At 45.1% G+C, this 12,249-nt stretch carries 10 protein-coding genes; 8 read left to right on the top strand and 2 right to left on the bottom strand.

The genetic code is table 11. The features are described from left to right. Window positions 1-109: 109 nt before the first annotated feature. Window positions 110-1,357 (top strand): oligosaccharide flippase family protein, encoded by a 1,248-nt coding sequence (locus tag CIK96_RS03525; protein WP_094439665.1) that lies wholly within the window; start codon window positions 110-112, stop codon window positions 1,355-1,357. On the opposite strand, the gene CIK96_RS03520 is transcribed toward CIK96_RS03525, so the two are convergent. After that, window positions 1,354-2,439, bottom strand: coding sequence for a porin (locus CIK96_RS03520; protein WP_144007476.1), 1,086 nt, complete (start codon window positions 2,437-2,439; stop codon window positions 1,354-1,356). The two genes, CIK96_RS03525 and CIK96_RS03520, sit on opposite strands and share 4 nt — an antisense overlap. 8 nt (window positions 2,440-2,447) lie before the next feature. Next, window positions 2,448-3,887: a 23S rRNA (uracil(1939)-C(5))-methyltransferase RlmD gene (gene rlmD, locus CIK96_RS03515; RefSeq protein WP_094439663.1), complete on the bottom strand. Its 1,440-nt coding sequence runs from the start codon at window positions 3,885-3,887 to the stop codon at window positions 2,448-2,450. Window positions 3,888-4,324: 437 nt separating this feature from the next. On the opposite strand from rlmD, the gene CIK96_RS03510 reads away from it, so the two are divergent. The 7 genes from CIK96_RS03510 (at window position 4,325) to hisS (ending at window position 12,225) form a co-directional block, all read left to right on the top strand. Continuing rightward, window positions 4,325-5,656 carry a YihY/virulence factor BrkB family protein gene (locus tag CIK96_RS03510; protein ID WP_094439661.1) on the top strand — a complete coding sequence of 444 codons (1,332 nt, stop codon included), beginning with the start codon at window positions 4,325-4,327 and terminating at the stop codon, window positions 5,654-5,656. Between the two features lie 326 nt (window positions 5,657-5,982). Beyond that, window positions 5,983-6,447, top strand: coding sequence for an AraC family transcriptional regulator (locus CIK96_RS03505; RefSeq protein WP_094390395.1), 465 nt, complete (start codon window positions 5,983-5,985; stop codon window positions 6,445-6,447). Beyond that, complete coding sequence (locus tag CIK96_RS03500; protein ID WP_094439659.1) at window positions 6,444-8,387, top strand: dihydrofolate reductase; 1,944 nt, start codon at window positions 6,444-6,446, stop codon at window positions 8,385-8,387. The genes CIK96_RS03505 and CIK96_RS03500 overlap by 4 nt, the downstream gene beginning before the upstream one ends. Before the next feature lie 20 nt (window positions 8,388-8,407). After that, a complete protein-coding gene (locus CIK96_RS03495; protein WP_254047070.1) occupies window positions 8,408-9,031 on the top strand; it encodes a DNA alkylation repair protein in 624 nt (207 codons plus the stop codon). A gap of 62 nt (window positions 9,032-9,093) precedes the next feature. Continuing rightward, window positions 9,094-9,579 carry a Fur family transcriptional regulator gene (locus tag CIK96_RS03490; RefSeq protein ID WP_094390398.1) on the top strand — a complete coding sequence of 162 codons (486 nt, stop codon included), beginning with the start codon at window positions 9,094-9,096 and terminating at the stop codon, window positions 9,577-9,579. 9 nt (window positions 9,580-9,588) lie between these two features. After that, window positions 9,589-10,860, top strand: coding sequence for an adenylosuccinate synthase (locus tag CIK96_RS03485; RefSeq protein WP_094390399.1), 1,272 nt, complete (start codon window positions 9,589-9,591; stop codon window positions 10,858-10,860). Further along, window positions 10,861-12,225, top strand: a complete 1,365-nt coding sequence (hisS, locus tag CIK96_RS03480; RefSeq protein WP_094390400.1) for a histidine--tRNA ligase — start codon at window positions 10,861-10,863, stop codon at window positions 12,223-12,225. It begins immediately after the preceding gene. Window positions 12,226-12,249 lie beyond the last annotated feature (24 nt).

Below are 12,249 nucleotides of genomic sequence, written 5' to 3'. Positions count from 1 at the left end.
TGCAAAAGTACGAAAAATCTCACAAATGCAAGCAAAAAAAAAGGAAAATCGTGAGATTTATTACTGATAGTGCAATAATTTGAGCCATTTTGTCGTTTAATAGGGTAGTATGAAGATTACCAGAAGAAACAGTGGCATTTCGCCATTCCGTCATATTTTAATGGTCACCGGCCTTTTTGGTGGCGTTCAGGCGGTTAATGTTGTCGCTTCACTTATCCGCAATAAGTGTGCGGCCTTGTTTCTTGGCCCTGACGGTGTAGGTGCTCTTTCGTTGCTCAATACGTTGGTCAATATGTTGGTCCAGCTTTGTGGCATGGGTGTGTCGTTGAGTGGCGTCCGTCGTTTGTCGTTGGCTTTTGACGAAGGGAATGTGCAACGCATTCGGAGCGTATGGTCTGTACGGTTGTTGACGATATCCGGCGGATCGTTAGGGTTGGTTGTCTGCGGTCTGATGGGGCATTGGCTGTTGTCGCCAGCAGTCTTGTTGATGATCGTCTGTTCAGGTGAGTTGGCAATCCTCAAAGCCGCCCGTCGCCTTCGTTGGTTGGCCTTGTCGCAGATCGTCTCCGTATTGTCGAGTCTCTTGCTGACCGTACCTCTATATATATATTATGGAGCGTCATCCATCGTAGCGGTAGTGGTTTTAACAGCATTGGCAGCCCTGTTGCCCGTACTTTTTTGTTCGTTGCGCGTATGTCCGTTGCAGTTTCCAAAAGGCAATACCCTGTTTCCATTGTCAGAAATGCGCTCCATGTTTCGTTTAGGAATGGCCTTTACCTTGGCAGCTGTAATAGGTGCAGCATCAGAATATGGTATTCGTGTGTGGCTTCAAGGCGAAGCATCTTCGCAGGTGGTAGGATGGTTTAGTTCAGCCCAATTGCTTACAGCAGGTTATATGGCCATTTTGTTTTCCGCTTTAGAACAGGATTACATGCCTCGTCTGTCAGCAACCTCTGACCATCGTGCGGCTTCAGGAATAGTGCGCCGTCAGTTGTTGGTGTTGACCGGTTTGACTATTCCGTTAGTCTTGATCGTTATGGTGTTGTTGCCGTGGTTAGTACCATTGTTGCTTTCTTCATCGTTTCTGCCTATTGTTCCTTTAGCCCGTTGGTGGGCAGGCGCGATGATACTTAAGTCGGCAACTCTTCCTGTTGCTTATCTCACCTTAGCGCGAGGCCGTTCGCTTGACTATCTTCTTTTGGAGGCAGTCTATTATGTGTTTTTTGTGATTTCAGTTATTGTCGGATGGCATTATTCCGGACTTTCGGGTGTGGGCGTCGGAATCTTTATAGCCCATGTTTTCGACTTATTGCTCATCCATATTTATGCCAGAAATCAGTTTGATTTCCGGCTTTAGAAGCGGAAGTCAAGCTGAAGATCTACAAAGTTGTAGTTGTGTTTGTCAGGATTGGCAATCGTTCTGTCGTTGACGCGGGCATATTCCATGTTGACCTGCAGGTTTTTGCAGAAAACATAGTTGATACCCATTTCGTACATGGTTTTTGACGAACTCCATGATTTATCCTGTCGGTACATATTGTATCGTGCTTTGGCATAGAGTTTCTTGGGAATAACAGGTGCAATACCGAATGCGTAGAGACCGTCGGCTTTATCGCCAAGGTTTTTGCCAGGAGCCGCTGCACCCTGACTGTGGATGTATTCTGACCGGAAAGTCCAGTCGTTCTTGCTGTATTCAGCCGATAGCGCATAACGGTTTTTTGTGCCTACGCTCGCTCTGCTTCCAGTCCATCCGAAAGCACCTATGCGAAGCCCTTCAACCGGCATCAGCCAAAGTCCTCCGATAATATCTTTTCTGTTGTCAGCATCTTTTGTGTTGATACCTTCGCCATTATATACTCCCACCTGATAGTGTAACAGATAGCGTCCGGCTTTGTTTTTTAGCAAATCACCCTGCAGTTGGACGCCGATGTCACGTCCTCCTGCCGATTTCTCTCCCGTCCGGTCTCCGTAGCCCACGAGGTTGTTGATGACGAGTGCATAGGAGTAGAAACCTTGGTCGATGGGGTTTGTAGGACTTTCAAAGGTGAAAGCACGTTTGAATTGTCCTGCTTTGACTCGTATTTCTCTGTATTTCTGCCATTCCGCATAGAGGTCAACAAGAAAGGCAGACGATCCGCTTCCTTGGAATTGTGCACGCCATGCCACGTCGCCGATTTTTCCATCGAGCATGAGCCTTAGCAGTCTGATGTTGAAGGTGTTTGAAGCATTCTTTTCTGTGATGATGTTTCCCTCTTCATCTGTTGTTGTGCGGTAGGGGTCTTGAGCCTGATACTGCAACATTCCATATCCGCTGAGTTTGATGTCTTTGGCCCATTGTGGAAGTTCTACGGAAACGGTTTTCTTTTCCTGTTTGTTTTCCTGTGCTTTGATGCCGAGTACGAACAACGAGGCTGTGAGAAGCAAAACGATTTTTCTCATATTCTTAATTATGATCTTCTGGTTAGTAATACAACATTTTCTACGTGAGGAGTGTGTGGAAACATATCTACGGGTTGCACCTCGTTGACCGTATAGGCCACGTCGAGCAATTGTAGGTCGCGTGCTTGAGTGGCAGGATTGCAACTCACATATACGATACGTTGTGGCGCAGCATTCAGAATGGTGTTTACAACATCAGGGTGCATTCCTGCTCTTGGTGGGTCTGTCACGATAACATCGGGTCTGCCGTGTTGTTGGATAAACTCATCGGTCAGAATATCTTTCATGTCCCCTGCATAGAACAGGGTATTGCCAATGCCGTTGATGCTGGAATTGACCTTGGCGTCTTCAATGGCTTCTGGCACATATTCGATACCGATGACTTTGCTGGCTTTGGCAGCAACAAAGTTGGCAATGGTTCCCGTACCGGTGTAAAGGTCGTAGATCAGAGGCGCTTCGTTGGGCGTCTGTCCGTTAACAGGCATGAAAGCGAACTCTCTGACAACGGAGTAAAGGTGGTAGGCCTGTTCGGTATTGGTTTGGTAGAACGATTTCGGTCCCACCTTAAACCGCAGGTCTTCCATGGTTTCGAAGATGTGGTCGTTGCCTTTGAACACGATAATATCCTGATCACCTATGGTGTCATTACATTTCTGGTTGTTGACATAGAGTAATGCTGTGATTTGCGGGAATTTATCTGCCACGTGTTGCAGAAGTTCTGCAGCCCGTTGTTCATCACCTTCTTCATCATAGTGGAACTGAATGATGACCATCCATTCGCCCGTATTGGAGTTGCGTACGATGACATCTCTCAAGAGTCCGGTTTGTGCTCTGAGGTCAAAGAAAGACATCTCGTGGTTTAGTGCATAATCGAAAATCTCGTTTCTGATTTCGTTTTGCAGATGGTCCATCAGCCAGCATTTCTCAATGGGCAGTATTTTGTCGAAGGCACCTGTAATATGGAATCCTATGGCGTTACGCTGGAATTGCAGTCCGCTACTGATTTCTTCGTTGGTCAGATAACGTTTGTTACAACATCCGAAATCGAGTTTGTTGCGGTATTCCTGTGTTTTTACCGAACCGAGGATAGGACGGAAGTCGGGTAGGGTGATTTTGCCAATGCGAGTCAGTTGGTCTTTTACCTGTTGTTGCTTCATTTTCAGTTGTTCCTCGTAGGGGAGCTGCTGCCATTTACATCCTCCGCAGGTGCCGAAGTGTTGGCAGAATGGTTTTGTTCGGAGGGGACTTTCCTCATGGAAGCGTATGATTTCAGCCTCCATAAAACTATGTTTCTTTCTTCTGACCTGTAAATCCACTACATCGCCGGGAACAGACCAAGGCACGAAGACAACCATATCGTTGACCCTTGCAACACATTTTCCTTCTGCTGCAAAGTCTGTGATGGTGATGTTTTCGAGTATGGGTAATGCCTTTTTCTTTCTTGTCATATTGTTGTATTTCTTGTCTGTTTTTGTTTGATATGACGGACAAAGTTAATGCAAAAATTAGAAATATCCAAAAATGTGAATAAAATATGATGTTTTGAGAGAAAATTGGCTCTGCTCTCGGCTTCTGGACGCCATGACCTTTTGTCTTGTCTTCTTTGTCTCGGCAAAGCCATAAAGCGAACTTTTATGGCTCTGCTCTCGGCTTCGGGATGCCATCGGGAAGTGTTCGGGATACGTTTCCGCCATGAGTCCGTTATAAGTCCGTAGTAATTCCCATAACCAAGCAGACCCTGTTGCGTGTTATTGTGGAGGTGCATGGGAACAGAATGAGGCCTTTTCAGGTTCGACCTTTTGCAGAATAAGCCGATAGCTTGAAAATATCAGCGCCTTTGTTGGGAATTATAATATATTTTTCTTATCTTTGCAGTTCAAACAATATGAAAGAGCAAATTAGACATATAATCGGTTTTTTCCGTTACGGACTATGGCAATTGAACGAAGACGATACGACTCCGTTCAAGTGGATTATGATAGAGATCCTTAAGAAACTCGTACTCGCCATTCGCTTCTTTACAGCCAAACGCGTGGTGAATAAGGCGGCGGCGCTGACTTATTCGTCTCTGTTGGCTATTGTGCCTATCCTGGCAGTGGTCTTTGCCATTGCCCGTGGTTTTGGATATAATAAATATATTGAGGTGTGGTTTCGTGATGCTTTGCAGTCCCAGCCACAGGCAGCCGAGGTTATCATAGGCTTTGTAAACAGCTATTTGGTACATACGAAAAGCGGCATTTTCCTTGGTATTGGCCTGCTGTTCATGCTCTATACCGTTTTGATGCTGGTGAGTAATGTGGAACAGGCATTTAATGAGATTTGGCAGGTGAAGAAACCACGCACCATTTTCCGTACCTTTACGGATTATCTTGCCATGTTCTTCTGTTTTCCCATCCTTATTGTCCTGACCTCTGGATTGTCAATCTTTATGGCGACTATGGTCAACGAGATGGATGATTTCATGTTGTTGACTCCTGTGGTAAGGTTTCTGATAGACATGGTGCCGTATGTATTGATGTCGGGCCTCTTTATCGCCTTTTATATCTTTATGCCCAATACGCATGTAAAACCAATGTGTGCCGTCGTGCCAGGTATTCTTGCAGGTATTGCGATGCAGGGCGTGCAGATCTTCTATATTCATGCTCAAATGTTTCTGTCGAGTTATAATGCCATCTATGGTTCTTTTGCAGCCTTACCTTTGTTTATGCTCTGGTTGCAGATTTCCTGGACCATCTGTCTTTTTGGCGTAGAACTCTGTTATACGAATCAGAATCTCGATTATTATGATTATGATGCCAATACAGGCGAAATAAGTTATCGTTACCGAGTCATGATGTGTGCTCTGTTGATGAGTTGTGTGGCGCAACGCTTCAAACAAGGAGGTCGGCCTTTGACCGCTCTCGACTTGCGTAAGCGCACCCGTTTGCCCATACGTATTGTCAACGATTTGCTTTATAAGTTGATTGATGCCAAATTGCTGCTGGAGGTATCTGCCGACGAAAAGGGTGAGACATCTTCCTTTATTCCAGCCCATGACTTGCGCAGCATGACGGTAGGCACTATGGTTGACCATTTGGAGAGTGTAGGCACTTGGAAGATAGAACTTGATGTCAACGCACTCTTCACGGAACAATGGTGTAAAACTTTGGAAATTCATACGGAGTACCTGCATCAATTGCGCAATATTCCGTTGGAAGACCTGGCAAAAGTTCAGTAGAGCGGGCGAGTCTGAAAGCAGAAACTTTCGATGTGCTTGTCTGCTAAAGAAAAGAATGTTTGAAAAGAAAGGTAATTAATAACGTAATTTTTTAAAATTTTATAAACAACAGGTTTTTGCTTCAATAAAAACGATATAAGTATCTGAATAATAATATAGTATGTTTTTAAAGACTGGCGATTCACTCGCTTGTTGTGAAAAAGGGATTTGATGTAAAATCTTAAAAATTGCACAAAGTTGTTAAATATTTATGAAAAAAGTTGTGCTGTCTGAAAAAAATATGCTAATTTTGTAGCTAAATAATAACCGCTATTACATTTACAGTTATGGCTAAGTATAATATCACAGAAAAAAAAGAACACGAGGCGAAGTATCGGAGCCTAGTTAATCCTGAAATGATGGACACTCTGAAAGAAAAAATCCTTCGCATTATTGTAATTCAGGAAAAGTACAAGGACAAAGAGTATTCTGCCAAACAACTGGCAATGGACCTTGGAACAAACACACGTTATGTGTCAGCAGTCATCAACGTGAAGTTCCATACCAATTACTCTTGCTTTGTTAACAAGTACAGAATCGATGAGGCCATGTCACTCATGGTTGACCGACGTTATCAGAAGCTCACCATGGAGCAAATCAGCGACATGGTAGGATTCTCTAACCGTCAGTCATTCTATGCCTCTTTCTATCGCATCATGAATATGTCGCCAAGAGAGTATCGTGTGAAGTTCCTTGAACAACACCCCTCTCAGAAAGTGGAGAATCAGAAGAAAGACAGATCGTCGAAATGATCCAATACGAAGACGAACACTTCGCAGACATACAGCTGTTGCGCTACCGACTGAATGGTTTTGAGCAACTCAGCAAGCGTCAACAGCTGTATGTCTATTATCTTTCGCAAGCTACACTCTACGGACGCGATATTACATTCGACCAGTTTGGACGATATAATCTTCGCATACGCAAAATGCTGGAAGCTGTCTATACCTCCGATAGGATAGATCGCGATAATGATAATTTCCGGGCTTTGGAAGTTTATCTCAAGCGGGTGTGGTTTTCAAGCGGAATTTATCACCACTACGGCACAGAAAAAATGATTCCGGAATTTGACGAATGTTATTTGCGTCAAGTTTTGGAACAGATAGATTTAACCTCTTTGCCGTTATGTGAAGGGGAAACGGTCGGACAGTTGTGCGATGAATTGTTTCCCGTGATTTTTAATCCTGAAATTCTGCCCAAACGAGTCAATCAGGCTGACGGTGCAGACCTTGTCACAACCTCAGCATGCAACTACTACCAAGGTTTGACGCAGACGGAAGTGGAAGACTTCTATCATGCGCAGAAACGCGATTATAAAGGTCAGCAACCTCCTTCTTTTGGACTTAATTCCACTCTTGTGAAAACTCCACAAGGAATAGAGGAGCAGACATGGTGTGCTGACGGGAAATACGGTAAGGCTATCAAACAGATCGTCTATTGGCTTGAAAAAGCCAAGGATGTGGCAGAAACCCCACAGCAGGAAGAGGTGACAACAGCCCTTATACAGTATTATAAGAGTGGTAATCTGCAAGATTTCAACGACTACTGTATCAAGTGGGTGAAATGTCACGAAGGCGACATCGACTATGTCAACGGATTTATTGAGGTCTATGGCGATCCGCTCGGCCTGAAAGGTTCATGGGAAGGTATTGTGGAATATACAGACAAGGAAGCCACACGTCGCACCAAACTCATAAGCGACAATGCACAATGGTTTGAAGATCACTCGCCCGTGGATCCGCAATTCCGCAAGCCGAAGGTGAAAGGCGTCATGGCAAAGGCTATCTGTGCTGCCATGCTTGGCGGCGATGAATATCCCTCAACCGCCATTGGCATCAACCTACCTAATGCCGACTGGATTAGAGCACAATACGGCAGCAAGAGTGTTACCATTACCAATATTACTGATGCTTACAATAAAGCATCGCTGGGCAATGGATTCAAAGAGGAATTTGTTGTTGACAAAGCAACTCTTGACCTCATCAAAAAGTATGGAGACCGTTGCGACGAACTGCATACAGACCTTCATGAATGTCTCGGACACGGAAGTGGACAACTCTTACCCCATACAGATCCCGATGCACTCAAGGCTTACGGCAGTACTATAGAAGAAGCACGCGCCGACTTGTTCGGACTTTATTATATGGCCGACAAGAAATTGATAGAACTCGGACTTCTTCCCGATGATGAGGCTTATAAAGCCCAGTATTACAGTTATGTGCTCAACGGACTGCTTACGCAACTCATCCGTATCCAGCCCGGACAGCAGATAGAAGAGGCTCACATGCGTAACAGGGCACTCATAGCCAGGTGGTGTTATGAGAAAGGCGATGCAATCAGTCTTGAGAAGTGCAACGGAAAAACATACGTACGTATCACCGATTACCCACAGCTTCGCCAACTTTTCGCACAACTGCTTGCCGAAGTACAACGCATCAAGAGCGAGGGCGATTATGAGGCAGCCAGACAATTGGTGGAGCAATATGGTGTGAAAGTCGAACCTGCGCTTCATCGTGAAATACTCGAACGTTACCAGCAACTGGGGTTGGCCCCTTATAAAGGATTCATCAATCCCATACTCAACCCTGTGTTAGGGGCTGACGGGGAGATAGATCATATTGAGATTGACTATAGTGAAGGCTACGCCCAACAGATGCTACGATACAGTAGTGACTACGGTACGCTGATATGAGTTCATCAAAATAAAGACAAGTGGAAAAACAACAAGTAATAGATAAAGTTCGCGAAATCAAACAGTCGTTCCGATTGATTATGGACGGACAGACTGCCCAGTCGATGCGCGACAAAGGCTCTGACTATAAACTCAATTGGGGAGCGTCAATCCTTATGCTGAAAGAAAAGGCCGCAGAAATAGGACAGGATTACGACCTCGCCATTGAATTGTGGAAAGCTGACGTGAGGGAATGTAAAATCTTAGCTACCATGCTGATGCCTCCCGATGAAATATGTGCTGAAGTGGTGGATATCTGGATGGAACAGACCCATACCCAGGAAATTGCTGAACAAGCCACATTCAACCTCTATCAGCATCTGCCATTTGCTGCACAGAAAGCCTACCAGTGGATTGCCTCTCCACAACCACTCTACCAGTTGTGTGGCTTCCATGTGCTCACCCGCCTTTTTATGAAGGGACAAGAACCTAACGAAAGAGGTATTAACGAGTTTATAGACCAAGCACTTGTAGCCCTGCAAGGTGACAATCTGGCGGTTAAGAAGGCTGCCTTTCAGACGATGACGCGTTTTGCCGACCTTGGACTTGTCTATGAAAGATTGGCCAAAAGTGCATTAAAACAAATAGAAATAGACATTTTTTAAACGATATAGGCATAATCTCGATAAAATGTCGTAACTTTGTGCGGTTTTAAACTGCAACTGTCATGAAAGAGAACGTGAAAGAAACGGTAACGCAGATCTTAGACAATTATCTGGCACAGAACAACAGGCGTAAGACTCCTGAGCGATATGCTATTCTGGAAACTGTCTATGCTATGAACGGATATTTCACACTCGATGAACTTGGAAAACGACTCGCAGAAGAACGTAGATTCCCAGTTAGTAGGGCAACACTCTACAATACTATCAAGCTATTTCTCAAACTGCGACTTATAATAGAACATCATTTCCAAAAACAGGTAACTTATAGTGCCGCATACAATAAAGGTGGACAGTTCTTTCAGATTTGCACCCTGTGTGGAAAAGTGACTGATGTGAAGGCGACAGCGCTCGTGAAGGCAGTCGAATCCATGCGGCTGCGACGGTTCAAAAAAGACAGTTACACATTATATATCTATGGTGTGTGTAGCAGTTGTCAGGCCAAACTAACGATGGAGAAGAAAAAACAAGAAAATAAAGAATCAAAATAATCCGAAACAATGAATCAAGGTAAAGTTGACGTCCTGCTTGGTTTGCAGTGGGGCGATGAAGGTAAAGGTAAGGTGGTCGATGTATTGACCCCACAGTACGATGTAGTGGCACGTTTCCAAGGTGGTCCTAATGCTGGTCACACGCTGGAGTTCGAAGGTCAGAAGTATGTGCTACGCAGCATCCCCTCCGGTATCTTCCAGGGTGGAAAGGTGAATATCATCGGCAATGGCGTAGTGCTCGCTCCAGACTTGTTCATGGAAGAAGCCAAGGCGCTTGAAGCCAGTGGTCATGAACTGAAAAACCGTCTTCATATTTCTAAGAAGGCTCACCTCATCATGCCCACACACCGTGTTCTTGATGCCGCTTATGAGGCTGCAAAGGGTAAGAATAAGGTAGGAACCACAGGAAAGGGAATTGGACCGACCTATACTGATAAAGTATCACGTAACGGTCTCCGTGTAGGCGACATCCTTGAAAACTTTGAAGAGAAATATGCTGCTTGCAAGGCACGCCACGAAGCCATCCTCCGTTCTTTGAACTTCGAGTACGACATTACTGAAGTGGAAAAGAAATGGCTGGAAGGTATAGATTATCTTCGCCAGTTCCATATCGTCGATTCTGAACATGAAATCAACAACCTGCTGAAGAGCGGCAAGAGCGTACTTTGTGAAGGCGCTCAAGGCACTATGCTTGATGTGGATTTCGGCTCATACCCCTTTGTGACTTCTTCTAACACCATTTGTGCTGGAGCATGCACCGGACTCGGTATCGGTCCTAACAAAATAGGAGATGTATTTGGAATCATGAAAGCATACTGCACACGTGTCGGAGCAGGACCATTCCCCACAGAACTCTTTGACGAAACAGGTAAGCGCATCCGTGACCTCGGTCACGAATATGGTGCTGTGACCGGTCGTGAACGCCGCTGTGGATGGATTGACCTTGTTGCCTTGAAATATGCTATCATGGTCAATGGTGTTACTAAACTTATCATGATGAAGAGTGATGTACTCGACGGATTTGACACCATCAAGGCTTGCGTTGCCTATAAGCAGAATGGACAGCAGATTGACTATTTCCCCTATAATATTGAGGAAAATATTGAACCGGTCTATGAGGAACTTCCAGGATGGAAAACCGACATGACTCAGTTTACCAGCGAAGAGCAGTTCCCACAAGCATTCAACGATTATATCAAATTCCTGGAAGCCCAACTTGAGACTCCCATTCAGATTATCTCAATCGGTCCAGACCGAGCACAAACCATCGTAAGAAAATAAATGGCACAGAAACCAAATATTCCAAAGGGAACGCGCGACTTCTCTCCCATAGAGATGGCTAAGCGCAATTATATCTTCAACACCATCCGTGAGGTCTATGCACTTTATGGATTCCAGCAGATTGAAACCCCTGCCATGGAAACGCTGCAAACACTCATGGGGAAATATGGCGAAGAGGGCGACAAACTGCTTTTCAAAGTGCTGAATAGTGGTGACTGCCTGTCAAAGGTAAGCGATGAAGAACTCGCAGAGCGTAATGCACTCCACTTGGCATCGAAAATGTGTGAAAAGGGATTGAGGTACGATCTTACCGTGCCTTTCGCACGTTACGTTGTGATGCATCGCGACGAACTTCAACTTCCTTTCAAGCGCTATCAGATTCAACCCGTTTGGCGCGCAGACCGTCCCCAGAAGGGCCGTTATCGTGAGTTCTATCAATGTGATGCTGATGTGGTGGGTTCCGACTCTTTGCTCAACGAGGTGGAACTGATGCAGATCGTAGATACGGTATTCAGCCGTTTCGGTATCCGTGTTCAGATTAAGATCAACAACCGTAAGATTCTTACGGGAATTGCTGAAGTAATCGGTGCTGCCGATAAGATTGTTGACATTACCGTTGCCATCGACAAACTCGACAAGATCGGTATTGACAATGTGAATGAGGAACTCCGTCAAGACGGACTCAGCGACGCACAGATAGAAAAGTTGCAACCTATTATCTCCTTGACAGGAAGTAATGATGAGAAGCTCAATACCATCGCTGGTGTTCTGGCTGAGAGCGAAACAGGATTGAAAGGTGTAGAGGAAACTCGCTATATTCTTGAAACGCTCAAAACAATCGGACTGAACAATGAAATCCAGCTCGATCTGACACTTGCCCGTGGCCTGAACTATTATACCGGTGCCATCTTCGAAGTCAAAGCTCTCGATGTGCAGATTGGTAGTATTACAGGTGGTGGACGCTACGATAACCTTACTGGCATCTTCGGAATGCCAGGACTTAGCGGTGTCGGCATATCGTTTGGAGCAGACCGCATCTATGATGTCCTCAACACACTCGATCTCTATCCAAAAGATTCCATTAACGCTACACAACTCCTCTTCATCAATTTCGGTGAAAAGGAAACAGCCTATTGTCTGCCCCTCGTCACTAAGGCTCGTCAGGCAGGTATTCGTACCGAAATGTTTCCTGATGCTGCCAAGATGAAGAAGCAGATGAACTATGCCAATGCCAAGCAGATTCCGTTTGTTGTCCTTGCAGGAGAAAACGAGATGAACGAAGGTAAGGTGACGTTGAAGAACATGATAACAGGCGAACAGCAGATGGTTTCTGGTGATGAACTGGTGACTATCGTTAAGGCCTGAACGTCAATCCGATAAAAAAGTTGA

The organism is Prevotella sp. P4-98, assembly GCF_002251405.1.
GTDB lineage: Bacteria > Bacteroidota > Bacteroidia > Bacteroidales > Bacteroidaceae > Prevotella.
Note: the sequence above shows the minus strand (reverse complement) of the source record. Positions and strands in the feature narration are given on the sequence as shown.

Excerpts from the sequence above, each read along its gene's own strand:
- CIK96_RS03525 (WP_094439665.1), top strand. The coding sequence starts at position 110 with ATGAAGATTACCAGAAGAAACAGTGGCATTTCGCCATTCCGTCATATT.
- CIK96_RS03520 (WP_144007476.1), bottom strand. The coding sequence starts at position 2,439 with ATGAGAAAAATCGTTTTGCTTCTCACAGCCTCGTTGTTCGTACTCGGC.
- rlmD (WP_094439663.1), bottom strand. The coding sequence starts at position 3,887 with ATGACAAGAAAGAAAAAGGCATTACCCATACTCGAAAACATCACCATC.
- CIK96_RS03510 (WP_094439661.1), top strand. The coding sequence starts at position 4,325 with ATGAAAGAGCAAATTAGACATATAATCGGTTTTTTCCGTTACGGACTA.
- CIK96_RS03505 (WP_094390395.1), top strand. The coding sequence starts at position 5,983 with ATGGCTAAGTATAATATCACAGAAAAAAAAGAACACGAGGCGAAGTAT.
- CIK96_RS03500 (WP_094439659.1), top strand. The coding sequence starts at position 6,444 with ATGATCCAATACGAAGACGAACACTTCGCAGACATACAGCTGTTGCGC.
- CIK96_RS03490 (WP_094390398.1), top strand. The coding sequence starts at position 9,094 with ATGAAAGAGAACGTGAAAGAAACGGTAACGCAGATCTTAGACAATTAT.
- CIK96_RS03485 (WP_094390399.1), top strand. The coding sequence starts at position 9,589 with ATGAATCAAGGTAAAGTTGACGTCCTGCTTGGTTTGCAGTGGGGCGAT.
- hisS (WP_094390400.1), top strand. The coding sequence starts at position 10,861 with ATGGCACAGAAACCAAATATTCCAAAGGGAACGCGCGACTTCTCTCCC.